The sequence below is a fragment of the Pseudomonas sp. AK181 genome (assembly GCF_051122975.1).
Taxonomy (GTDB): domain Bacteria; phylum Pseudomonadota; class Gammaproteobacteria; order Pseudomonadales; family Pseudomonadaceae; genus Aquipseudomonas; species Aquipseudomonas lactis.
The window spans coordinates 5,605,796-5,629,599 of the sequence record NZ_CP146348.1 but is presented as its reverse complement, the minus strand read 5'-3'; the positions used below and the strand labels follow the sequence as shown (position 1 = coordinate 5,629,599).

Here is a 23,804-nt window from a genome sequence, read left to right as displayed (position 1 = left end):
CCATGGCTGCATGCCGCTGGCTGCTGATCGTGCTGTGTACCTTCGCTTCCCTGGCCCAGGCGAGCACTCCCGTGCCCGGCAAAATCGTGCTGGCCAGTGAGGAATGGAACGACTACACCAACAAAGATGGCAGCGGCTTGGCCTGGGACGTGTTGCGCCAAGTCTTTGAACCGGCTGGCATCACCGTGCACACCCGCAGCGTGCCCTACACCCGCTCGATCGGCCTGGCCCAGCGTGGTGAGGTGGATGGGTGTGTCGGCACCTATCGCGAGGAGGCCAGTGGTGTGCTGTACCCGCGCTGGAACTTCGACGCCGATCACGTCTACGCCCTCGGGCTGGCCACTGCACCCACGCCGACGTTGGCAACCCTGGGCAAGTACCGCCTGGCCTGGGTGCGTGGTTACAAGTACGAGGGTTACCTGCCCAATGTGCAGCGCTTCAACCAGATCGAGCGACGCAGCGGCATTCTGCCAATGCTGCAACACGGTCGTGCCGATTTTTATATCGATGCCCTTACCGAAGCCAAATACGTGCTCAGCCAGGCGCAAGACCCGGCGCTATTCAAACTCACCCATATCGCTGAACTACCGCTCTACGTAGCCTTCGCCGACACCGAGCGCGGCAGGGCATTGATGGCCGTGTATGACCAGCGCTTGGCCAGCCTGGTCAAGACCGGTGAACTGAAAGCAATTTTCGACCGCTGGAAACAACCCTACCCCCTGTAGGAGCGAGCTTGCTCGCGAAAAACTCATAAACGCCACGTTCACCCAGGATACCCCGTCATCGTTGACCACTTTCGCGAGCAAGCTCGCGCCTACATAGAATCAATCCAAAGGCCAATCGAACCTATTGATCTTTATCAGCGATAATTCAGCTTAAGCGTCTGTAGGAACGTGCTGTTACAATGCCCGCCTCTGTGAAATCTGAAATCAGGAGCACACGGTGCCCGTCGTTTTCGTCGCCGCTTCCAAGCTGCCTACCCCTTTTGCCACGTTCACCATGAACGGCTTTCTTGAAGAAGCCACCGGGCGCGAGCACGTTGTGCTCAGCCTCGGCGACATCACCGATGGTGAGCCGGTGCTGGGGCGTGTGCATTCCGAGTGCCTGACCGGCGATGCGCTGTTCAGCCAGCGCTGTGACTGCGGCTCGCAACTGGAGGCCGCACTGCAGGCCATCGCCCGTGAAGGCCGTGGCGTGTTGCTGTACTTGCGTCAGGAAGGCCGCGGCATTGGCCTGTTGAACAAGATCCGCGCCTACGAGCTGCAAGACGGCGGTGCCGATACCGTGGAGGCCAACGAGCGCCTGGGCTTCGCCGCCGACCAGCGCGACTACGCCATCTGCCTGCCGATGCTCGAGCACCTGGGGGTCAAATCCCTGCGCCTGATGACCAACAACCCCCGCAAGGTCAAAGCCTTGACCGAGATGGGCATCACCGTGGCCGAGCGTGTGCCGCTGCACACCGGGCACAACCCGCACAACAAACTCTACCTGGCCACCAAAGCCAGCAAGCTCGACCACATGATGGGCAACGAGCATCAGGGCGAGGTCGACCGCGCGTGACCCGTGGCCAGGTGAAACGGCGACTGTCCTTCAGTTGGTGGCAGTACCTGGCCCTGGCATTGCTGCCCTTGTTCGTGATCAACCTGCTGTTTGGCCGCGCTGAATCCTTGTTGCCCGTCTTGGCCATGCCGTTCTTCATCGCTGGCGTGGCCTCGATGTTTCTCAGCCTGCGTTATTTTCATGCCTATAAACACGCGCTGATCGCCACCTCCAAAGCCCTTGATACTGCTGAAGAACCCGCAGCCTGGATCACCCTGGCGGCGCGTCGGCGCACGGCCTTGCTGGTGGCCGCGCTGCCTGCCTGGATCGGCGCGCTGGCGGTGTTCGTCGGCCTGGAGGCGGTGCCGCTGTTTCTGTTGGCGCTGTCGACGCTGGTGCTGTTCTACCTCTATCGCATACCGCGTCAGTTGGGATGAAGCGCTACTGGCTGGCGCTGCTGCTGGTATTCAGTGCCCAGGCGTTGGCGGTCGAACGCGTCGTCAGCCTGGCGCCATCACTGTCTGAAATCGTGCTTGAACTGGGGGCCGACGACTTGCTGGTCGGCGTGCTTGACGGTGGCGATCGCCCGGCGGCGTTGGCGAAGGTGCCCTCGGTCGGGCATTACGGCCAGTTGGACATGGAGCGCCTGCTCAGCCTCAAGCCCGACCTGATCCTGCTGTGGCCTGGCAGCGTCGGCCCGGCCCAGCGCGAGCAGCTCCAGCGGTTGAACATCCCGGTGTACGTCGCCGAACCCCACAGCCTTGAACAACTGACCACCCAGGTGCAGGCCATTGCCGAGCAATTGGGCCGCGCTGAGGCGGGGCGTGAGCGTGCCGCACAATTGCACCAGCGCTTGGCCGAGTTGCGCCAGCGCTACCGGCGGGCCGAGCCGCTGCGGGTGTTCTACCAGGTGTGGAACCAACCGCTGTACACCGTGGGCGGCGGGCAGATCATCAGCGATGCCCTCAGCGTGTGCGGGGCGCGCAATGTGTTTGATGACCTGAAGTTGCCGGCGCCGCAGGTGAATATCGAGTCGGTGCTGGCGCGTGATCCCGAGGTGATCCTGGTGGGGGATCAGGCTCAGAAGGAAGCCTGGAAGGCATGGCCAATGATGGCGCCGCGGGTGCGGTTGGTGCCGGACAAGGGCCTGGAACGGCCGAGTGGGCAGATGCTTGAGGCGGTAGCGCGGTTGTGTCAGGTGATTGCGCCGAACCTGTGACACCGCTATCGCAGGCAAGCCAGCTCCCACAGGGGAATGCATTTCAATTGTGGGAGCTGGCTTGCCTGCGATGACGCCGGTTCAGGTTACTTAGATCTCAGGCGTCCACGTCACCCCGAACATCCACACCCGACCTTCCTCACGATAATTCTGAGCTTCCCCGAGGTAGCTGTACTTCGCCCGTGCATAAGACTTGTCCAGCACGTTATCCACTTTCAGCGACAACGACACCTCCCGGTTCAACGCCCAGCTACCGCGCAGCCCCAACAAGGCATAACCGCCCAGACGGTTGCGGTTGGCTTCATCGTCGTAGCTGCTGCTGATCGCCTGCCAGCTGGCGCCGAGACCGAGCTGATCAAATTGTCGGTCCAGATCCAGGTTCACCGTGCGCCGTGCGCGACGTGCCAGGGTGTGGCCGCTGTCACGGTCACGCGGGTCGATAAGCGACAGGCCCAGGTTGCCCTGCCAGCCAAACAATTCCTGCTTGAGCGCCGCTTCAAAGCCGTTGATCCGCGCCGACGCCACGTTTTGCGGCTTGCCGGCGTCAAGGATGATCGCGTCGCTCAGGTCGGTGCGATACAGCGAGGCTTCCAGGCGTGCGCTGTCGGTCAGTTGGCTGCGCCATTGCAGCTCGTAGCTCTTTGAGGTCTCGGGTTGCAGGTTGGGGTTGCTGTACTGCGTGTCGGGGTAATAGAGGTCGTTGAAGGTCGGCGCGCGGAAGCCTTCGCTGTAGCTCAGGAGCAGGTCATTGTCAGGGTTGACCGGCACGGTCAGGGTGCCGCTCCAACTGTTCTGGCCGCCGAACTGCTGGTTCTGGTCGCGGCGCACGCCCAGCTCGGTGGAAAACCACTGGCTCTTGAAGCGGTGCTGCACAAAGGCCGCCCGGTTCCAGCGGCTGTTCTCGGTAAAGGTGGTGGAACCGTGGAAACGATCTTCGTACCAGTCGCCGCCGACAATCAGGCTGTTTTGCTCATCCAGGGTCAGGTCGTTCTGCCAATTGACCGAGTCGCGGTAGGTGTTGAATGCACTGTAATCATTGCTGAGGGTATCGTGCTTGGTGTCGCGGTTTTCACTGTGGCCCAGTTCCAGGCGCGACTGCCAGTGGTCATTGAGCTTGGCATCGACATAGCCGCTAGCGCTGCTCACGGTGTAGTCCGTGTAGGGTTTCTGACCGAAGCTCTGCCCGGTGGCGCCGTCGTAGCGGCCATAACTGTTGTCGTACTCCGACTTGCCACGGTTATCCAACAGGTTGAACCCCGCCTCCAGCTCATCGCTGAACGAATGGCTGAGGTTCAGGCTGATCGACTGGTTGCGGTAGGCATCATGGTCGCCGTCACTTGGGAACGACGCGTGGCTTGCGTTGATACCGGCAGTTTCATCCAGGCTCGCGCCCAGGTTGAAACGCGTGTGTTCATCGCCGCCCGACAGGCCCAGGCTGCGCTCCCAGGTCTGGTTGCTGCCAAACCCCAGTTTCAAGCGTGGCTGCAAGCCTTGCTCGGCATTGCGCCGGGTGAACACCTGAATCACCCCGCCAATCGCATCGCTGCCGTAAATCACCGAACGTGAACCGCGCAGCACTTCCACCCGTTCAATCTGATCGACGTTGAGGTATTGCAAGCCGCTGTCGCCGGAGGTGGTGTTGGCGATGCGTTGGCCGTCCACCAGCACCAGGCTCTGCGCCGACTTGGTGCCACGAATGAAAACCCCCGGCAAACTGCCACGCCCACCGGTTGGCGCAACTTGCACGCCGGGCACGCGGCTGAGCAGGTCGGTGACGCTGGTGGGTTGCAGGCGGTCGATGTCGGCGCGGGTGAATACAGTGTTGGCGGCGCTGCTGTCATTACGCGCCTGGACTTGGCGGTTGGCGCTGATAACCACGTCGGAGAGCTTCAGGGCCTGGTCGCGGGTGTCGGCGAGCAGGTCGGCGCAGGGAAGCAGTAGCAGGGCAAGGCACAGGCGTTTCATGGGCTGTCCATGGCATTTTAAGATCATGCAAAACCACTGTGGGAGCTGGCTTGCCTGCGATAACGGTGTATCTGACACATTGTTAGCGAATGTGCCGCCGTCATCGCAGGCAAGCCAGCTCCCACAGTTGGGGCTGATTACAGAGTCAGTAGCGCCAGACGCTCGCGAACGGACGCCTCGATACCCGCCTCATCCAGCCCGCATTCAGCCAGCATCTGCGCCGGCTTGGCGTGTTCGACGTATACATCCGGCAAGCCCAGGTGCAGCACTGACTTGAGGATGTTCTCCCGCGCCAGGAACTCGCTGACCGCCGCACCGGCGCCGCCCATGATGGCGTTTTCTTCGACGGTCACCAGCAGCTCATGGCTGGCGGCAATTTCGCGTACCAGTGCTTCGTCCAGTGGCTTGACGAACCGCATGTCGACCACGGTGGCGTCGATCTTCTCAGCGACTTTCAAGGCTTCGGCCAGTTGCACGCCAAACACCAGGAACGCGGTTTTGCTGCCTTGGCGACGCACAATGCCTTTACCGATTTCAATCGGCTCCAGGTCTTTTTCGATCACGGCGTTGGGGCCGGTGCCGCGTGGGTACCGCACGGCGGCCGGGCCGTTGTACAGATGGCCGGTGCTGAGCATCTTGCGCAGTTCGTTTTCGTCGCTCGGTGTCATCACCAGCATGCCGGGGATGCAACGCAGGTACGACAGGTCGAAACTGCCGGCATGGGTCGGGCCGTCTTCGCCTACCAGGCCGGCGCGATCGATGGCGAACAGCACATCGAGGTTCTGCACCGCCACATCGTGAACCAGCTGGTCATAACCGCGTTGCAGGAAGGTGGAGTAGATCGCCACCACCGGCTTGGCGCCTTCGCAGGCCATGCCGGCCGCGAAGGTCACGGCGTGTTGCTCGGCAATCGCCACATCGAAGTAACGCAGCGGGAAACGCTCGCTGAACGCCACCAGGTCGGAGCCTTCCTTCATCGCCGGGGTAACACCCACCAGGCGCGGGTCGGCGGCGGCCATGTCGCACAGCCATTCGCCAAACACCCCGGAATACTTCGGCCCGCTGGCCTTTTTCGGCGCGGCGGCGGGGGCATCGAGGGGTTCGAGTTTGGTGATCGCGTGGTAACCAATCGGGTCGACTTCCGCCGGAGCGAAGCCTTTGCCTTTTTTGGTGACGATATGCAGGAACTGCGGGCCCTTGAGGTCGCGCATGTTGCGCAACGTGGCGATCAGGGTGGGCAGGTCGTGGCCGTCGATAGGGCCGATGTAGTTCCAGCCCAGCTCTTCGAACAGCGTGCCGGGTACCAGCATGCCCTTGGCATATTCTTCGGTGCGACGCGCAATTTCCCAAGCGCCAGGCAGACGCGACAGCACTTTCTTGCTGCCTTCGCGCATGCTGGCGTAGGTACGGCTGGAGAGGATCTTCGCCAGGTAATTGGACAGGCCACCCACGTTGCGCGAAATCGACATGTCGTTGTCGTTGAGGATCACCAACATGTTGGCGTCCACTTCCGGCGCATGGTTCAGCGCTTCGAAGGCCATGCCGGCGGTCAGCGCGCCATCACCAATCACCGCAATCGCCTTGCGCTCACTGCCTTGCAGGCGGGCGGCAATCGCCATGCCCAGCGCTGCACTGATGGAGGTGCTGGAGTGGCCGACGCCAAAGGTGTCGTACTCGCTCTCGGCACGGCGCGGGAAGGCGGCCAGGCCGTCCTTCTGGCGCAGGCTGGCCATGCGCTCGCGACGGCCGGTGAGGATTTTATGCGGATACGCCTGGTGGCCCACGTCCCACACCAGCCGGTCGTCCGGGGTGTCGAACACGTAATGCAAGGCGATGGTCAGCTCGATCACGCCCAGCCCGGCGCCAAAATGCCCACCGGTCTGGCCGACCGTGTAGAGCAATTCCAGGCGCAGCTCATCGGCCAGGGTTTCCAGCTCGGCTTCACCCAGTCGACGCAGGCCGTCCGGCGTGGCAGCACGGTCGAGCAGGGGCGTGGACGGGCGTTTGCGGGGAATCTCTTGAAACGTCGTGGGCATCAGGCGAATCGTTATAGGTATAGAAGAGGCGGCAGTTTACCTCAAGCCGTGCAAACTGCCCACGCAGAGCGCCGAACTTGGCCGATATGCGGCGCAAATGGCCGCGGCTGTCAGTGGCGACGTTCGACGATATACCGCGCCAGGTCACGCAGTGGCTCGGCCGCCGCGTCGAAACGTCGCAGGGCGTCCAGGGCCTGGTCGCGCAGCTCGATGGCATACGCCTTGGCGGCTTGCAGCCCGAGCAATGCAGGATAAGTCGGCTTGTCCCGTGCGATATCGGCGCCTTGGCGTTTGCCCAGGGTGGCGGTATCACTTTCCACGTCGAGAATATCGTCCTGCACTTGGAAGGCCAGGCCGATAGCGCGGGAGTAGGTCTGCAGGGCCGCCAAGTGCTCGGCGTCGGCGCGGCCACTGGCCAGGGCGCCCAACTGCACGGCCGCCTCAATCAGCGCGCCGGTCTTGTGGCGATGCATGTGTTCCAGGGCTTTTTGATCCAGCTTGAGGCTGACCGAGCCCATGTCGATGGCTTGCCCGCCGACCATGCCGGCCGGGCCTGCGGCGTGGGCCAAGGCGGTGACCATGCGCAGGCGGATCTCGGCGTTGACGCTGCTCAAGCGCGGGTCCAGCAATGCGCTGAACGCTAGGCTCTGCAAACCATCGCCCGCCAGGATCGCGTAAGCCTCGTCGAAGGCTTTGTGGGTGGTGGGCTGGCCGCGGCGCAAGTCGTCGTCGTCCATGGCTGGCAAATCGTCATGCACCAGGGAGTAAGCGTGGATCAACTCCACCGCGCACGCCGCACCATTGGCCTCGGCCGCCGGCGCACCCAGGGCTTCGCAGGCCGCATAGGCCAGCAACGGGCGCACACGCTTGCCACCATTCATCACGCTGTAGCGCATGGCTGCATAGAGGCGCGTCATTTCCGGGCTTGGCGCAACAAACAGGGGCTCCAGCGCCGCATTCACCCGGGCTTGGCTACTGGCCTGATACGCGCTGATCATTCCGGCTGTTCCGCATCGAAAGGCTCTTCGGCCAACTCCCCGTCACGCTCGAGCAACACCTGGACCTTCTGCTCCGCCTGCGCCAACGCGCTCTGACAGTCGCGGGTCAGGCCGATGCCTTGCTCAAACGCCGTCAACGAGTCTTCCAGCGACAACTCGCCGTTCTCCAGACGCTCGACCAAAGCTTGCAGGTCGGCGAGGGATTGTTCGAAATCGAGTGCAACTTTTTTGCGGGCCATGGCGGCAATTCCGGTAGACGGTAAACCGGCGCGACACTAGCAGACATGGGGGATTGGGGCAAATGAGTGGCGCACACAAGGGGATGTGAGCCGATTGATGGGTTTATTCGGCTCACCCAATGAGCCGATTAGCGACCTTATTCGGCTCACCGAGTCTCAGCTTGCTTTCATGGCGACCGAGCACTCCCCCTGCGCCGCTTTCAATTGGGCCTCGAAGGCCAACAAACCCCGATGCATATTCTGCAATGCCACAATTTGCATGGCTAACGCTTGCTTCTTATTGGCGATGGCTTGATCAGCCTTGTCCCAAGGAAGCGCATTACCCTCGTACCCCAGCAAAATCTCCTGCAATTCCTTGAGCTTGAACCCCAGCTGTTGCGCGCACTTTATAAACATCAGCCGCTCGACACTCTGCTCGGTATAAACGCGATAACCGCCCTGACGCGCAGGCGCGGGCATCAGCCCGATCGCCTCATAGTGACGAATTGCCTTGATGGTCGTGCCGGACAACTGCGCGGCTTTGCCGATGTACATGAAAACTCCCTTTTTCAAATAGTGCGCCGGTCTGTTTCAGCCACTTGGCCCGCTGCGTCAGCGTAGAGCCCAGCACCGGCCCCAACAGCAGCGTCTTGCTCGTCGTGATGCCACAAAGCGCCAGTGTGGTACGACGCATCTGGTGGATAGCCGGCATGCGATAAACCCAGCGGTAATACCACGGCGGCGTGTCGAGGGTCACTAACAAGTGCGCGGTTCTGCCCTTTAACAGCTTGTCTGGGAATGCCTTGCCTGCGCGATATTTGAAGGCAAAGCCGGGGAGGAAAACGCGCTCGATAAAGCCCTTCATCAGAGCCGGGACACCGCCCCACCAAACAGGGAAAACCCACGCCAGGTGCTCGGCCCAAAGGATGTCGGCTTGGGCGTTGAGCAAGTCGGGTTCCAGCGCTTGAACCTGAGTGTAAGCATGATGAAGAATCGGGTCGAAGCTGAGATCACCCAGGCGCAGGACGCGGACTTCGTGGCCGGCCGTTTTAGCGGCGTGGATATAAGTGTGCGCGAGAGCGGAACAAAAACTATCGGCGGACGGGTGGCCGAGAATGACCAGGATGCGCTGACTCATGGTGATAGGTCCTGAAAAGGGCATTCAGGCTAGGGGTTGCCGTATAGGGGAGAGTCAAGGGCCAGCAGGACCTTTCTGTGAGGTGCGCAGGACCCTTCCTGAAGTGCTCATGAACGCTTGTGACGGTACTGTGGGCTGGCTAGCCTGCCTTCCCTGACATCAGGGTTCTTCGCCGCGCGATTTCAAGTACAGGCGTGCTTTTGCTAAGGCTCCGGATTCGGAAAATTGTGCAACAGGCTGCTGCACAATTGTTTTGGCGCCATCAAGTCGCGCTTTTGGACAAACTTCCCGGCAGACGAGCAAATCGAGCGAGAGTTGGCGGGGTAGGCTGGGTCTTTTCGGTGGCTGAAAAACGTAAGGAAAAATCTCACGCGTGAGCTATTGAGTCCCTTGCCGATTGCCTGTAGATTTTCTCACGCGTGAGTTTTTCGCAGCGAGGTCAGTACCATGAACAGCAGCTCTCCATCGAGCCCATCAGCAGGGCCCGATACCGATTCAGCAAGCCTCAAGGGAGAGCGCTTGAAGCCGTCCGCAAAAAAGCCGTCGAGCTTTTACATGAAGCAGATGCGTGCGGGGCTGGCGGCGGCCGGTTATGTGAAACACGAGACTTGGGTGCTTCCCGAAAACCGAAGCCTGCTCAAGCAAATGGAGAAACAGCTACGCCAACCGATCCTGGCTGGCTCATTCATGTCGGAGAATTTCATGAGCGCAGGTACCAACTGGAATATCGATCGCCTCTTCAGTGCTCTTCAGGCCCTGGATGACGTGACGTCCAATGACATTACGCTTTCTCTCGTCCAAGGCTCCGAGTCCAGCATCAAGCTTGAGATGAACGACTTTGGTGGCTTGCCGATTTATATCGCGGTGGTGGGCGAGCAAATTATCGTGGATACCGTCCTGGTCGACGCTGAGTCGATCAACGACGTGCCGGCCTTCAACGACGCCGTGCTGCGCAGCCGGGAGATGTTCCCGTTGTCGTCCATCGGCATCGAGTCCATGCCGAACGGGCAGGTGGTTTACAACATGTTCGGTGCGCTCAGCTCCGACTCCAGCCTGACCAACATCGTGACCGAGGTGAAAACCCTGGTTGATAACGTGCAGCGCGCCAGCGAAGCCTTCGAACGTTTCTTCATTTAATTATTCGGGAAAATCCAATGACTCAGTCCATCTGGAGCAAATTGTTCACCGCGCTGCGTGGCGGTGCCAGCGAAGTCGGCGAATCGATCGTCGACCAACAGGCCCTGCGCATCCTTGACCAGGAAATTCGCGATGCAGACAGCGCCTTGGCCAACGCCAAGCGTGAGCTGGTGAGCATCATGGCCAAGCACAAACTGGCGGCTGATCGTGTTGGCGAGTACGACGCCAAGATCAAAGACCTGGAATCCAAGGCAATGGCCGCTATCCAGGCCAACCGTGAAGACCTCGCCCTGGAAGTGGCCGAAGCCATTTCGACCCTGACCAACGAGCGGGACGTGGAGCAAAAGCAGACCACCGAGTTCGGTGGGTACGCTGAGAGCATGCGCAAAGACATCACCAAGGCCGAGAGCCGCATCAAAAGCCTGCGTCAGCAAGTGGACATGGCCAAGGCTCGCGACAGCGTGCAAAAGGCCCAGGTCAGCGCCTCCATTGCCAGCGGCGGTGCCAACGGCAAGCTGGAAACCGCGGTTGGTACGCTCAATCGCTTGCAGGCCAAGCAGCAGCAACGTGCCGCTGAGCTGCAAGCCCAGGATGAACTGGCTGAAGCGTCGACGGGGACAGACCTGGAACGCAAACTGCGCGATGCCGGCATTACGCCGAACGAAGGCAGTGCCAATGCGATTCTGGAGCGTTTGAAGCAAAAGTCGGCTGAGTAATAAAGGCAAGTCCAAGCAGCGCAGACCAAAGTGGGGCTTGCTCGCGAAAGCGGTGGGGCAGTCGCTGTCAATGTTGACTGAGCTGGCGCCTTCGCGAGCAAGCCCGCTCCCACAGGGGGGCGGTGTTTCACTGGGCGGCATTGGGCACTTCTTTGTATGTTGAGGTCGGGATGAACGCCTTGAACGGTTTCAAGACAATCGCAGGCCTGGCCCTCTTCATGGTCGTGCTGCAACTGCTCAATGTGGCCACCGGTTACAGCCTCATGTCGTTCGGGCTAATCCCCAGAACGGTGCAAGGCCTGTTCGGCATCCTCACCTCACCGTTTTTGCACGCCTCCTTCGCCCATCTGAGCGCCAACCTGATTGCCTTTTTGGTCTTGGGCTCTCTGGTCATGATCGAAGGGGTCAACCGGTTCATTGCTGTCAGTGCCATCGTCATTCTGCTGGGCGGCTTGTTGGTCTGGCTGTTTGGTTTTTCAGGCGTACACGTCGGCGCCAGCGGTTGGGTGTTCGGGCTATGGGCCTACCTGTTGTCTCGCGCCTGGTTTCACAGAAGCTGGGGCAACCTGCTAACCGCCGCTGTGGTGGCTTTGCTCTATGGCGGGCTGATCGTGGGCTTCCTTCCCCGGCAGGGCATTTCCTTCGAAGGTCACCTCTTTGGTGCGCTCGCCGGATTTATTGCAGCCAAGGTACTTCTATCCACGCCGCGCAGCAGGTTTAATGCCGGGTGAACGCACTTGAGCATCCAGACGCCGAGGCGATGCTGTCGTCAGGATTCAAGTACCCAGGGAGCCAGGGGCTAAATGTCGATTTTCCTTTTGTTACGCATGTACGCCTCGTCGCTCTTTCACCGCTTCGGTTGGGCAGGGCTGATCGTTGCCTTGGGTGTGCACCTGAGCACGGCTTACCTGGGCCTGGTGTTGCTGGGCGAACAACACCTCACCGCTCCCGCCACGTTTATCTACTTCTATCTCACCACCACACTTACCGTCGGCTATGGCGACCTCGCACCGCAGACCTCGGCGGGGCGAATTTTCGTGGCGGCCTGGGTCATGCTCGGGGGCATTGCGCTGCTCACGGCAGCCATCGGCAAAACCACCAGCAGTGTTATCGATGCATGGAGAAAAGGCATGAAGGGCAAAGGTGATTTCACCGGCAAGGTCGGCCATACCGTGCTGATCGGCTGGGAGGGCGCGTCCAGCGAGCGGGTGATTGAGTTGTTGCTGCAAGACGAAACCTCGAACGACAACCTGATCGTGATCTGCGATTGCAGCCTTGAAGAAAACCCGATGCCGGGCAAAGCAGCGTTCATCCGCGGCGAAAGCTTGTCTTCCACCGCGCTGTTGCTGCGTGCCGGTGTGCCCGGTGCCGAGCGTGTGCTGGTGCGAACCCCGTCTGACGACCTGACCCTGGCCACCGTGCTGGCGGTGAACCAACTGAGCCCCGTCGGGCATGTGGTCGCCCACTTCAACGAAAGTGAAATCGCCGCACTCGCCAGCTCCTACGCGCCGCGCCTGGAGTGCACGTCCAGCATGGCGATCGAAATGCTGGTGCGCGCCTCTCAGGATCCGGGTTCGTCCGTGGTCACCAATGACCTGTTATGCGTGGGGCAGGGCGCCACCCAGTATCTGATGAAATTGCCTGATGCCTTTGAGGCAACCTTCGGCGAGCTGTACACGCAGATGAAGGAGCGCCACAACGCCACCCTCATCGGCTATCGCGCCCAAGGTGTTCAGCAGGCGTCGATCAACCCGCCGAATGCCACACAGGTCAAAGGCGGCGAACTCTTCTACATCGCTTCCACTCGACTTAAGGAAATCTCCCATGGGATGGCTTAAACAGTTGATGGGGCTTGAGGCCCCAAAAGCCACTACCGACTCGAACCGGACCGTCAGCCCAAGCCTGCCAGCCACCGGCCCGCTGGGCCTGGCACCGGGCAAGGGGGTGATGTTCGACACCACCCTGAAATTGCTGCTCGATGAAAAAACCAACGTGGTGATCCCTGGCTCCCAGGAAATCTGGAGCAACGGCACCATCGACCTCGGCCAGTCCACCTGGCTGTCGCGCTATTACATGAACGACGAAGATTATTGGCTGCAGGTGCACACCACCGGCCAGATCGCAGGCCAGGTCGAGTCGGTGATTCTGTTCAACTACCTCAGTTACGTCACCATCAGCAGCGAAGCGGAACTGCGCAGGCTGGCGGGCCCACAGAGCCTGATCGGGCTGCCGACCTACACCCACGACGGCGTCGAGTTCTTTCGGGAGTGGGGCAGCGAGGACGGCCAGACCGAATTGGTGGCGATGAGCGAGCAGGTCACCAGCCCAGAAGCCACCTACAACGTCGAGCACCGTTCGATGCTATACGCCCGCGACACCGGCCTGACCGACCGTCGAGAGTTTTTGCTGTTCTCCGTCGAAGAAGATGCCGAAGGCACCATCAGCCTGAGCACATCCCTGGGCATTTCGCTGTACACCACCGACCTGACTACGCTCTAAAAAAGGAAGCCGTCCATGCTAGAAGCACTCTCCATCTCCCTCAACAAAGCTGCGGTGCTCGGCTTTGTCCTCTACATCCTGGGGGCTGCGGTACTGTTCGCGCTGTTCCAGTTCATCTACACCCGCATCACCCCGCACAAGGAATTCGAACTGATCCGTGCGGGCAACACCTCCGCAGCGGTCGCCCTGGGCGGTGCCATCGTCGGTTTCGCCATTCCGGCCAGCAACGTGATCGCCTACTCGATCAACGTTCTCGACTTCATCGTCTGGGCCGTGATCGCCGCCGTCGTCCAACTGCTGGCGTTCCTGCTGACCAGCCTGGTGCTCAAAGGCACGTCCGAGCGCATCAAGAAGGGCGAACTGGCAGCCGGTATCTACGTGGCCGCGGTGGCCATCAGCGTCGGCATGCTGAATGCCGCGTGCATGACGCCCACCTCGAACTGATTGCCCACGGAGCTCCCGATGAAACGAAGCAAGTACGTCCAGCTTTCGCTGGCAGCGTCGGTCGCCATGGCGATATCCGGCTGCGGCCCAACGGAAAAAACCTACGACCTGCAAAAGAAATACAACTTCCAATCGGTACAGCAATGCGCCGATGAAAAACTTCCGGTGGACGTCTGCTCGGACGCCTACATGACCGCCATGGCCGAGCATCGCCGCATAGCGCCGGTGTACGACAGCCAGGCCGATTGCGACGCCGACTTTGTTGCCGACTGGTGCCAGCAAGACTCCACCGGCAAATTCATCCCGCGCCTGGGCGGCTTCGAACTGACCGCCGAAGGCCAGGTGACCCAATCCCAGGTCGACGCTGCCAATGCGCAAGCGGCCAACGCTCAGGCCAGCGGCGGCGGCTCAGGCTTCTCTACCAGCAGCCTGCTGACCGGCCTGCTGATCGGCAACATGCTGAGCAACAACCGCAACAGCTACCGCTCGGAACCGGTGTACCGCTATCGTGATGATCGCGGCAATTACGGCAACTCGACGCTCAACCAACGCGTGTCCAATGGCGCGACCTTTGGCCGCTCGAACCAGGCCCGATACGGCAGCAGCAATTACACCAACACGCTGCGCTCGTCGCCTAAGTCGAGCTCGGTGTCATCGGCCACCTCCCGCGGGGGCTTCGGCAGCAAAGCCAGCGCACGCAGCGGCTGGGGCGGCGGGTCGAGCAGCTAAGGAAACCGGCCATGAAGAAGATCCAGTGCGCAGAACGTCATGACTGGAAACACACCGCCGAGAGTCTCGGCTTCCTGTTCCATACCATCGACGGCGAACCCTACTGGGACGAAAGCGCGTACTACCAGTTCACGCTCAAGCAAATCGAGCACGACCTCGAAGACCCGACCACTGAGCTCCATGACATGTGCATGGACCTCGTCGCCCGCGTGGTCCACAGCGAAGAATTGCTTGAACGCCTGAGCATCCCCGCGCCCTTCTACGACATGATCCGCACCTCATGGCTCGAAGGTCACCCGCACCTGTACGGGCGCATGGACTTCTCCTACAACGGCACTGGGCCCGCCAAGTTGCTGGAACTCAACTACGACACCCCCACCAGCCTCTACGAAGCCGCGGCATTTCAGTGGGGCTGGCTGGAACAATGCATCGAACGCGGCCTGCTGCCCAAGCACGCCGACCAGTTCAACAGCATCGACACCAAACTGCACCAGGCCTTCGCGCAACTGCAGGTCAACCAGCCGTTCTACTTCGCCTCGATGAAAGACTCGGTCGAAGACAAAGGCACCACCGACTACCTGCGCCTTGTCGCCGAAAAGGTCGGCATCGAATCGCGCCACATCGACATCGAAGACATCGGCCTGACCAGCGAGGGCCGCTTCGTCGACCTTGAAGATCGCTGGATCCCCCACCTGTTCAAACTGCACGCCTGGGAGTTCATCTTCCACGAACCCTTTGGTACCGCGATTGCCCAGAGCGACACACAGTTCTTCGAGCCCGCGTGGAAATCCATTATTTCCAACAAAGGCATCCTGCCGCTGCTGTGGGAATTCAACCAAGGCCACCCCAACCTGCTCGCGTCCCATCTGGACACCGACCCAGGCAAAGCCGTGCCAAAAGGCTGGGTGCGCAAACCGTTCTTCTCCCGGGAAGGCGCCAACATCGAACTGCAAACCGCCGACGGCCTCATCGTAAAAGAAGACGGCCCCTACACGGATGCGCCATTCATCCTTCAAGAGTTCGCACCGCTGCCAAAATTTGGTGACAGCTACACGCTGATCGGCTCTTGGGTCATTGGCGACCAGGCCGCCGGCATCGGCGTGCGCGAGGACAATAGCTTGATCACCAAGGACTCAAGCCGGTTTCTGCCGCACTTGATCCTGGATTAAGGAAGTTGATCGTTCCCACGCTCCGCGTGGTAACGCATCCAGTGACGCTCCGCGTCACCGCGCCCTGGTATTGACGTACCCATTCACGGCTGCCATCAAAGCTTCGAAAGAATAGTCATGCCCAGTATTCTCATGGTTTAATATTTTTCATATAAATACCCTTATAGGGTGATATCTGTCATGAAAATAAACCATCTTCTCGCTAAATGGCCACCGGGCTCTATAGCCACTCAAGCGTGGCTGCACGAGCACGGCGTTGGGCCGAGCCTCATTCAAAAGTATCAGCACACGGGCTGGGTAGAGCGTGTGGGGCATGGTGCGTGGAAACGCAGCGGCGACGATCTTGACTGGCACGGCGGTGTCGTCGCACTGCAACAAGACGCAACGGTGCAGATTTGGCCGGGAGGTGCGACGGCGTTGAGCCTGGCCGGTTACAGCCACTATCTGGCCTTCGGAACGCAGGCAGTCGATCTATTCGGCACATCCGAAGCTCTTCTGCCAGGCTGGTTTCGCAAGCACGAATGGAAGGCCCAGGTAAATTTCTACCGAGGCGCGCTCTTTGCGGAACTGGAAGATATGGCGTTACAACTTTTCCAAGTGCCGTACCGCCAATTTGCGCTAAAAATCTCCACCCCGGAGCGTGCGGTGCTTGAGCTTATCCATCAAAGCGACGATGAAATGCTGTTCAGCGGTGTGGCTGATGTATTGAGCGGTCTGGCCACACTCAGCCCCAAACGCCTGCAAAAACTGCTTGAAGCGTGCAACTCGATCCGCGTCAAACGCGTGTTCCTGTTGCTGGCACGTAACGCGAACCATGCGTGGTATGGGCGAATAGATCGTTCCAGCATCGACATGGGTAAGGGCAAGCGGCAAATCATCCGGGGCGGTCGACTCGATAAAGAGTTCCTCATTACCGTTCCGGAGCGTTTTGCCAATGCCACTTGATCCACGTTATGCCGCTCAGGCTTGTTTATATGCCGTGCGATGGAAGCTGCATACCATCAGGTAGATATCTGTTGTTAAGGAGATAGGCGCTCTGACCAAATTCAAGGCGGAGGTTGGGCAATTGCTGGCCGGGTAAGCCGTGAAATGAGAAAGCCTGCTTTTCAAAGCAGGCCTTTCATACAGCGTGGTGACTTACTTAGGCTGGGCAGTCAGCGCTGCATACCCATTCATCAAATTGCGATAGTTAGGAATCCGCTGGGACAACAGATTCCCCAGCCCTTCGATATCGTTGCGCCAGTCGCGGTGCAACTCACACGCCACCGAGAACCAGTTCATCAACTGCGCACCGGCCTGCGTCATCCGGCTCCACGCCGCCTGCTGCACCGTGGTGTTGAACGTGCCCGACGCATCCGTCACCACAAACACCTCAAAGCCTTCCGCCAGCGCCGACAAGGTCGGGAACGCCACACACACATCCGTCACCACACCGGCAATGATGATCTGCTTACGCCCGGTGGCCTTGATCGCCTTGACGAAATCCTCGTTGTCCCAGGCGTTGATCTGACCAGGGCGAGCGATATACGGCGCGTCCGGAAACATCTCCTTCAGTTCTGGAACCAGCGGGCCGTTAGGGCCTTGCTCGAAACTGGTGGTGAGGATGGTCGGCAAGTTGAAGAACTTGGCCAGGTCAGCCAGGGCCAGCACGTTGTTCTTGAACTCGTTGGGGGAGAAGTCCTGCACCAGGGAGATCAGGCCGGTCTGGTGGTCGACCAGCAGAACAATGGCGTCGTCTTTGTTCAAGCGGTTGTAGGTTGGAGCGCTCATGGTTGAATCCTTTTTTTGTTTAGGTTGGTTGGGCGTTGCGTTCAACATGGGCACAGATTAATGGGTGGGTGATGAGGGATAAATCGGGTGGGAGGAGTCTTACTGTCAACTTAAAGTGGACAATGCTTGGCGCCCGATTTCAGGCCTCCGGGTTGCTGTGCAGAACAGAAATGAATTACCTGATTTTGATTAGCCAGCAGGTCCAATCCCTTTCATTTGCACGACGTTTCCTAGAGAATCCCAACCGCTTGCGCCAGCGGAATTGGGTGACTAGGCTGCTGACCGTCACTGCTAATTCAGTGATCGGGTTTAGTCGCCCGGACCTCGCTAGGCGCACGCGCCATCCCAAAGACAGGTGTCTTCTCGCCTGCACTTTATGGTGGCTGTGCGCAGGGCACCCTCGGGTGCGCCGGTGCCTAGCGGCCGGTCGACTAACCTGCGTACAGCCGCCACCTCTGCTCGTTTAGTCGCGAAAGGACGGTGGTAGTCACTTACTGCTAGGAGTTTTGCTATGGATAACGTTCGTTCAGATACGCTGTCGTCACACGCGACTAACCCATTTAAGGTCAATGAAGAACTGAGCTTCGAGGATGCCTGGGTGCAGGTGGCTGAGTTGCTGCATTGTGCGCTGGCTACGTCGCAGGTGATCGGCGAGTCAGTGGCTGCGCCGCAGAGAGCGGTGATGCATTTGGTGGAGATGGCGAAGATGGTGGCGGATCGGGCTGTGGAGTGCTTGAACCAGTAGAAATTTAGCTGCCTACTCTACTTTCGGAGTGGGCAGCTATGGATAGTGTAGAAAAATTAATTCAATTTTTGGTGATTTTAGCGCTTTAAATATTAATTGAAGAAGTACTTATCTGCAGAAGTTATTAGCTGGGGAAGTGTTAGATTTTTATTAAGCTTGGAAAAGCGTGCTAATTCATCGGCGTCGGGGATAGGTAGCGAATTTAAATCTGTTGCGTTAATTTGGGTGTGCCCTGAAAAACGACGAACATATCGATCTACTGTTTGGCAAGATAGATAAGCTGATAACGCTAGGCATATTTCTTCTGTAATTTCAGCGCGCTCTCCCCATATGTAATTTAAATGGTTTTCTACACCAATTGAATCTTTGATAAAGTGCCGTTCTAATAATGGAGATGCGATAATTCGCGTAGGAGCCTCTTTGAATGAGATTCTGCGAATTAGAATATAATTATTTTTGGTTATAAGTAAAGCTTTGCTCTTCGTGTTATTGATTATGTGGCGGGGCTTGTTGCCTGTTGTGAGAAGGTTTGCTTCTGCACCATAGCTTACACTGTCCTGATAGATTAAGTTTACAGTAGACGGTCCGCTCTTGATGCTAAGAAGGCTAACACAGCGAAAATCGACAACCTTCCCTGTTGATGCTCTAAATCCTTGGCTTTTTAATGTGCTAGAAAATTTTGAAATCTTAGATAATAACTCTCTGTCTCCCTCTGCCATTGGTATATGAATGACTTTTGCTGGGTCGGTAGGGAATACTATAGTCTTAGCAGAAAAACTTGCTGAACTGGAATCGCCTGCATTGTTTTCGTGATAGATCTTGACGGTTCGTGGTTTTCTTGTACCCACTTTGATAATTATTACTTCTTGGAGTATCTTCGAGTCAGAAAAAATCTTACGAGACTCAAATAAGTAAAAAGCTTGAAGATGAAAATTGTTGTTTAAGTTCTTTCTAAAATTTTTAAACATTGCTCCATTGCAAAAGCTACGTGGAACAATGGCTACAAGCTCTCCTTCAGGAGCAAGTAACTTTAAGCAGTGTGAGATAAATGCGGAGTATAAGTTTGACTCGGCATATCCAAGTGTCTTTACGCACTGCTTTGAGATATCTGATGCTGAATTTAATTTCGCATATGGAGGGTTTAGTATGATTCTGTCGAACTTTTTCAAAGTCGATAAAGATTGAAAGAAATCGGCGTTGAATATTTGTGCCGCTTTTACAGCAGAAAAATTTTTTACGCATGAGTTATATAGAAATGGATCTCGCTCGATTAGAGTAAGGTGCTGAAGTTCTTTATTTTTCAGTCCGAACTCATAGAGCGCAGCAGCTAAGTTACCTACTCCCGCACAAGGATCCAGTACAGTCATGCTTTTTTCAGGGCCAGCTGTAAAAAGATTGGTCATGATTTGCGCAATGCGGGGAGGAGTGAAATATTGTTCTTCTAGTTTTTTTATTTTTTCAGAGATTTGATCGCGAGCAAAAACCCTAGACTTCTCGACAATCGATAATAAATCATCACTCACTCTTAAGTATTCCAATGTGTTCAAGATATTGTTTTGTGACTAAGCGGAAAGCCTTTAGCAGCTACAGATTTTCCTCATCTTCTGCAATGATTTTATCTAAAATCTGTAGCTGACTTTCCATTTTATCTAGAAGCCAGCAAATTTGTCTACGTTTGAGATTTAGCTTCAATTTTGTGTGTATATATTTCCCCAGGTTTGTTAGTGCGACAATTTGACCAGATTTATCCCTGGCAATATGATCGAGATATAAAGGCAGGCAAGGATCGACGTAGCCGATATCATTTAAAAATGATGTTTTAGGATCATCTCCGGGCCAGTCGTCGCTTTTCCCAAGGTTACAAATGGGGCAGCAGTAAACTAAGTTTTTATATTCATTGATTAAGTGTGCAAATTTTATTTTAGGTGCAAAGTGGTCTATGTGAAACCCGCGTTGTCCTCCGGAGTAGTAGTCAGCGGTTCCACAGTAGCCACATTTTTTTAAAAAATCCGTCCGCAAGTCAACTTTGTACGCGGTGTATTTGCTTTTTATAGAAATATCTGTACGGCGAACAGGTTGCGTCGCATGAATAGGGATAAGGAGATTCATTTTTTCATGCCTATGAGCGTATCTATATCTTCAACTAGTTTAGATAGTAGCGCTATATGGGTATCTTCTTTTAATTTCGTTGGGATCGGGCTCGATGTAAAACCGTACGAGTCAAGAGAGTCATCAAGTTCAAGTAGACGCTGTTTTTGAGGAGCTGTAAGCTTCTCAACATCCAACGCACTGAGATTTTCAAATTCACTAACTAATTTTTGATGTGTGTCTCTGAAGGTTTTTATGACTTTTTCAATCTGAGTGATGAAAAGAGATTTGTATTCATTTAGATCATTGCCGCCAAATGGAATACTTTTCGATTGAACCAATCGAGCATCGTGCGTTGCGTTCAAAGCATCTGGAGCGTGAGAAGTTAGTAGAAAACACGGCAGGTGTTTATTTCGCTCCTGTATGGCTTCAATTAGAGCTTGCCCATCAAATTTAACCCTTGCCTTTTCTGTAAGCAGGTAGTCAGTGATTAGAGCATCCGTTTGCGATCCTAAAATTTCATCAACTATAGCTTCGAGGTCATCGTCATTTTCAATTTTAATAATTTTTAGGTCAAATTTTTCGTTAATAAATTGCTGAAAAAGTTCGATGTCATCAGAGTCTTCATCTACGTAGATTAATCGTCCTTTGCTCATTTTTTTATCTCCATTTCCAGAACAAATCCTTGGGTCTTTTTGATTTTTACGCTGCCGGAGTATTCTTCAATTGTTTTTTTAACTAACCACATTCCAAGGCCTGTGCCCACTTGCTGGCCTTGTTTGTTTATTTTAGTTGAATAGTTTGCGATGAATATTTCATCAGGATCTTTGATGTCTGGGGACAAGCCGGGCCCACTATCTTTATAAATAAATAAGATTGTGTTTTCGTGATCTCTAATCTCTATGGTGATTTGGCGTTCTCCGCTAAATCCACTTCTTTTAAAAGCTTCAGTCGAGTTTATAATTAAATTGTTAAATATACAGTCTAGGTCTATTTCGTAGGCTTTAAGAGAGGCGTCATTATCATTTACAGTGATTTTAATATCTATTTGACGGTCTATTAGTGTGCTATTCCATTCGTCGCGCAAATTCTCAAAATAGTCAAGAAGAAGAATCTTTTTTCGGCTTCTCTTATCTTTTCTAATGGTTCTAAGAGAGTATTTGATCCAGTTTTTTATTTTTTCGTCATCACGACGCAGCGTCTCTATACGCTTAAATGGATCTTGGTAGTTTTGAACGTGAAGGCGTTCTGAAATTGATAATTCTAAGTATGAGTTTAAAAGCTCTCGTAGCTGGTCAAAGCGACCGCCTAGCTTTGCATTCAAGCCATCCAGTTCGTGTGTAAATGCTGCGATTGTTAGGCCGCTTGATGCAAATACTCGGAGTAATGAGTTTTCTCGTTTCATTTCATCGAGTCGCTCATCTGCTTCTCTAGAACGAGCTTTTGCTTTCAGTAAAGCTACAGCTAATTTATCCGAATCATTTTTTACTTTTAGAGGTTCAGTTTTTATATTTGCAAATATTTTTTGAGCCAATGTTTCTGCATCGGCTTCTTGGGCTAAATTCAGATGTTCGTCTGTAGGTGTGTCTTTTAGTGAGTCAGAATACTTGAAGATTTCACTGTAAATATTGCTGCGATCTTGTTCAAATTCTTTGATTATCGACTCGATAATATTTGTAAAGATAGCAAAGCTATCGTTCTCCCGCATACCTTCCCGACTTGATTTATCTTCAAGTTCGAGGTTCTTAACTCTTGAAATATTAATTGAACCAGATATATTATTTGGACTGACCCGCCAGCGTCCTGTTCTAAGTGCGGATGGATCGCCTGCTTGTCGAGCAGAAAGACCAACCCAATCCCATGACGGCTTTCCTACCTCGCCATACGGGCGAACTCTAAAGTTGTCGCGATATATACGAATTCCGCTATTATTGTCGAGCCACTTTTTTCTTGCACTAGAATCATAGTTTCTATGCAGGAAAGTGGCTATATCGTTCTTTTCACTCTGTCTTTTTAGAAAGTAAAATGTAAATTCAAATGTACCAATGGTTTTATGAACATTTTCACGGTGTTCAGTTATTCCAGGGATCAGTTCCGTTAAGTACTTTGAGTAAGTGTGTGGCTTATTGCATAAATACTCTTTGGATATATCGTTTTCTTGGAAGTAACTCCTACTTAATAGTTCCGGAGTAAGTTTGTTTGGGTCTGCTTCATGACGATTGAAGGTAAAGGAGATAACTCCATCTTCGTTGAGTTCTACATGAACTTTGCAGTCGTAGTCGTCGCAGATTGTGGGTTCTACTATCCCAAATGATTCTGGATGTGCCTTGCTAAAGAGATGTATAGAAAAGCTGCCACCTTCAGTTGGAGGAACTAATGTCTCAAGCTCCTTATAAATTCTTTCAATACTATCCTTCGTCCACGCATCTCGTAGGGAAGAAACAAAGATATGAGTTCCTTTTCGACTCTGTGATATATCTAGAGCGCTCAAGCTTGGGCTCTCAATACTTAACAGGTTTTCGCAGAGAGATACAGGAGATGCTCCAAGCTCTGCATTGATCTTATCAATTGTTGCCCCTTGCTTGTCGAAGTCGCTCCAGTCAACACGCCATGCTAATGTTGTATCTGAATCAGCTGTTTTTGTTAAAAGTTGGCATTTTTCTCCTAATCGATCAAGCGCAAAGCGTCCTATTCCTTTTGCCCCAGATTTGATTCGTCCGGTTTTTTCAGATAAAAAATTTTGATGTTTGTTGTCCGTGCCAATAGTCATCCAAGAGCTTTCAATCACCTCCTCAAGCATTCCATGACCGTCATCAAATATATGAAGACCTACTGTCTTTAGCAAGCAAGCTTCGATAGCATGGCGTTGCTCTCTGTTAAAGTGTGTGTTGTACAGGCGGTCGGAGAAAGCCCATTTATCATCGAATAGATTTTTTTCATAACATTGGAATATGCTTTTAGCGCCTGTAATTTTAACGAGGCTATCTATTTGATGTTGACTAGCTGATTTAGGTAGTTCGGCAAAAGAGTCATCGAAATATACAACGCAAATTTTCGCATCAGCATCATAGCTATTTTTTACTAACTCTATTAATGCTCCTTCAGCTGAGGAGACGTTCTCTCGACCTATAAGTCGTGCGGTTCTGGCGGATACGTTAAACGGAACCTTTTTCACGGATCCCTCCTAATGAAAAATCCATTGGCTACGATACGAAATTAGGCGCTTTGAAGAGGAATTACGATGAAAATCCTCGTCTCCGCACCAGCAAATGGGGATCGTAGATCGTTAGCTAGGTACTGGCTATTGGCTATTGGCTATGAAACATTAGCACGTAATTTAGCAGCTACGGATCTGTCATGAAAGAGAGTTTCTGCGGGATTTTTAGCGACCATC

25 protein-coding genes are annotated in these 23,804 nt (G+C 55.2%); 14 read left to right on the top strand and 11 right to left on the bottom strand.

The genetic code is table 11. The annotated features are described in order from the left end of the window. Window positions 1-2: 2 nt before the first annotated feature. The 4 genes from V8689_RS25735 to V8689_RS25720 all read left to right on the top strand — a co-directional run bounded on the left by V8689_RS25735 (window position 3) and on the right by V8689_RS25720 (window position 2,758). On the top strand, window positions 3-725 hold the full coding sequence (locus V8689_RS25735) for a substrate-binding periplasmic protein (RefSeq protein WP_056785241.1): 723 nt from the start codon (window positions 3-5) through the stop codon (window positions 723-725). A 217-nt stretch (window positions 726-942) separates the two neighbouring features. Beyond that, window positions 943-1,560: a GTP cyclohydrolase II gene (gene ribA / locus V8689_RS25730; protein WP_003194569.1), complete on the top strand. Its 618-nt coding sequence runs from the start codon at window positions 943-945 to the stop codon at window positions 1,558-1,560. Next, window positions 1,557-1,976, top strand: coding sequence for a hypothetical protein (locus V8689_RS25725; protein WP_056785238.1), 420 nt, complete (start codon window positions 1,557-1,559; stop codon window positions 1,974-1,976). The genes ribA and V8689_RS25725 overlap by 4 nt, the downstream gene beginning before the upstream one ends. After that, window positions 1,973-2,758, top strand: coding sequence for a cobalamin-binding protein (locus tag V8689_RS25720; RefSeq protein WP_056785235.1), 786 nt, complete (start codon window positions 1,973-1,975; stop codon window positions 2,756-2,758). Before V8689_RS25725 ends, V8689_RS25720 begins: the two co-directional genes overlap by 4 nt. Before the next feature lie 90 nt (window positions 2,759-2,848). Here V8689_RS25720 and V8689_RS25715 read toward each other — a convergent pair whose 3' ends face one another. From V8689_RS25715 to V8689_RS25690, 6 genes are all read right to left on the bottom strand, one after another. Beyond that, complete coding sequence (locus V8689_RS25715; RefSeq protein WP_056785231.1) at window positions 2,849-4,723, bottom strand: TonB-dependent receptor domain-containing protein; 1,875 nt, start codon at window positions 4,721-4,723, stop codon at window positions 2,849-2,851. A gap of 137 nt (window positions 4,724-4,860) precedes the next feature. Continuing rightward, complete coding sequence (gene dxs / locus V8689_RS25710) at window positions 4,861-6,759, bottom strand: 1-deoxy-D-xylulose-5-phosphate synthase (RefSeq protein WP_056785229.1); 1,899 nt, start codon at window positions 6,757-6,759, stop codon at window positions 4,861-4,863. A gap of 110 nt (window positions 6,760-6,869) precedes the next feature. Continuing rightward, a complete protein-coding gene (gene ispA, locus V8689_RS25705) occupies window positions 6,870-7,757 on the bottom strand; it encodes a (2E,6E)-farnesyl diphosphate synthase (protein ID WP_056785226.1) in 888 nt (295 codons plus the stop codon). Next, on the bottom strand, window positions 7,754-7,996 hold the full coding sequence (locus V8689_RS25700) for an exodeoxyribonuclease VII small subunit (RefSeq protein ID WP_003194556.1): 243 nt from the start codon (window positions 7,994-7,996) through the stop codon (window positions 7,754-7,756). The genes ispA and V8689_RS25700 overlap by 4 nt, the downstream gene beginning before the upstream one ends. Before the next feature lie 156 nt (window positions 7,997-8,152). Then, on the bottom strand, window positions 8,153-8,530 hold the full coding sequence (locus V8689_RS25695; RefSeq protein WP_078467689.1) for a MerR family transcriptional regulator: 378 nt from the start codon (window positions 8,528-8,530) through the stop codon (window positions 8,153-8,155). After that, window positions 8,469-9,113, bottom strand: a complete 645-nt coding sequence (locus V8689_RS25690) for an NAD(P)H-dependent oxidoreductase (RefSeq protein ID WP_056785221.1) — start codon at window positions 9,111-9,113, stop codon at window positions 8,469-8,471. Before V8689_RS25690 ends, V8689_RS25695 begins: the two co-directional genes overlap by 62 nt. Before the next feature lie 555 nt (window positions 9,114-9,668). Here V8689_RS25690 and V8689_RS25685 point away from each other — a divergent pair. The 9 genes from V8689_RS25685 to V8689_RS25645 all read left to right on the top strand — a co-directional run bounded on the left by V8689_RS25685 (window position 9,669) and on the right by V8689_RS25645 (window position 16,752). Continuing rightward, window positions 9,669-10,250 carry a YjfI family protein gene (locus tag V8689_RS25685; protein ID WP_032895109.1) on the top strand — a complete coding sequence of 194 codons (582 nt, stop codon included), beginning with the start codon at window positions 9,669-9,671 and terminating at the stop codon, window positions 10,248-10,250. A gap of 17 nt (window positions 10,251-10,267) precedes the next feature. Then, complete coding sequence (locus V8689_RS25680) at window positions 10,268-10,966, top strand: PspA/IM30 family protein (protein WP_014720114.1); 699 nt, start codon at window positions 10,268-10,270, stop codon at window positions 10,964-10,966. A gap of 170 nt (window positions 10,967-11,136) precedes the next feature. Then, a complete protein-coding gene (locus V8689_RS25675; RefSeq protein ID WP_056785218.1) occupies window positions 11,137-11,697 on the top strand; it encodes a rhomboid family intramembrane serine protease in 561 nt (186 codons plus the stop codon). A gap of 72 nt (window positions 11,698-11,769) precedes the next feature. Beyond that, window positions 11,770-12,804, top strand: coding sequence for an ion channel (locus V8689_RS25670; protein ID WP_434520647.1), 1,035 nt, complete (start codon window positions 11,770-11,772; stop codon window positions 12,802-12,804). Next, the gene (locus tag V8689_RS25665) at window positions 12,791-13,465 is read left to right on the top strand and encodes a DUF2491 family protein (RefSeq protein WP_056785213.1); all 675 of its coding nucleotides are present in this window, start codon (window positions 12,791-12,793) and stop codon (window positions 13,463-13,465) included. The genes V8689_RS25670 and V8689_RS25665 overlap by 14 nt, the downstream gene beginning before the upstream one ends. A gap of 15 nt (window positions 13,466-13,480) precedes the next feature. Continuing rightward, on the top strand, window positions 13,481-13,909 hold the full coding sequence (locus tag V8689_RS25660; protein WP_003194539.1) for a DUF350 domain-containing protein: 429 nt from the start codon (window positions 13,481-13,483) through the stop codon (window positions 13,907-13,909). A gap of 18 nt (window positions 13,910-13,927) precedes the next feature. Then, on the top strand, window positions 13,928-14,638 hold the full coding sequence (locus tag V8689_RS25655) for a DUF1190 domain-containing protein (RefSeq protein ID WP_034126869.1): 711 nt from the start codon (window positions 13,928-13,930) through the stop codon (window positions 14,636-14,638). A gap of 11 nt (window positions 14,639-14,649) precedes the next feature. After that, window positions 14,650-15,807 (top strand): glutathionylspermidine synthase family protein, encoded by a 1,158-nt coding sequence (locus V8689_RS25650; RefSeq protein ID WP_056785210.1) that lies wholly within the window; start codon window positions 14,650-14,652, stop codon window positions 15,805-15,807. 180 nt (window positions 15,808-15,987) lie between these two features. Further along, a complete protein-coding gene (locus V8689_RS25645; RefSeq protein ID WP_056785208.1) occupies window positions 15,988-16,752 on the top strand; it encodes a type IV toxin-antitoxin system AbiEi family antitoxin in 765 nt (254 codons plus the stop codon). A gap of 192 nt (window positions 16,753-16,944) precedes the next feature. On the opposite strand, the gene ycaC is transcribed toward V8689_RS25645, so the two are convergent. Next, complete coding sequence (gene ycaC, locus V8689_RS25640) at window positions 16,945-17,577, bottom strand: isochorismate family cysteine hydrolase YcaC (RefSeq protein WP_056785206.1); 633 nt, start codon at window positions 17,575-17,577, stop codon at window positions 16,945-16,947. Between the two features lie 511 nt (window positions 17,578-18,088). Here ycaC and V8689_RS25635 point away from each other — a divergent pair. Beyond that, the gene (locus V8689_RS25635) at window positions 18,089-18,322 is read left to right on the top strand and encodes a hypothetical protein (protein ID WP_056785203.1); all 234 of its coding nucleotides are present in this window, start codon (window positions 18,089-18,091) and stop codon (window positions 18,320-18,322) included. Between the two features lie 92 nt (window positions 18,323-18,414). Here V8689_RS25635 and V8689_RS25630 read toward each other — a convergent pair whose 3' ends face one another. The 4 genes from V8689_RS25630 to V8689_RS25615 form a co-directional block, all read right to left on the bottom strand. After that, window positions 18,415-19,845: an HsdM family class I SAM-dependent methyltransferase gene (locus V8689_RS25630; protein WP_162259479.1), complete on the bottom strand. Its 1,431-nt coding sequence runs from the start codon at window positions 19,843-19,845 to the stop codon at window positions 18,415-18,417. 61 nt (window positions 19,846-19,906) lie between these two features. After that, complete coding sequence (locus V8689_RS25625; RefSeq protein ID WP_434520646.1) at window positions 19,907-20,431, bottom strand: HNH endonuclease; 525 nt, start codon at window positions 20,429-20,431, stop codon at window positions 19,907-19,909. Continuing rightward, the gene (locus V8689_RS25620) at window positions 20,428-21,066 is read right to left on the bottom strand and encodes a response regulator (protein WP_056785198.1); all 639 of its coding nucleotides are present in this window, start codon (window positions 21,064-21,066) and stop codon (window positions 20,428-20,430) included. Before V8689_RS25620 ends, V8689_RS25625 begins: the two co-directional genes overlap by 4 nt. Further along, on the bottom strand, window positions 21,063-23,585 hold the full coding sequence (locus tag V8689_RS25615) for an ATP-binding protein (RefSeq protein ID WP_156408307.1): 2,523 nt from the start codon (window positions 23,583-23,585) through the stop codon (window positions 21,063-21,065). The genes V8689_RS25620 and V8689_RS25615 overlap by 4 nt, the downstream gene beginning before the upstream one ends. Window positions 23,586-23,804 lie beyond the last annotated feature (219 nt).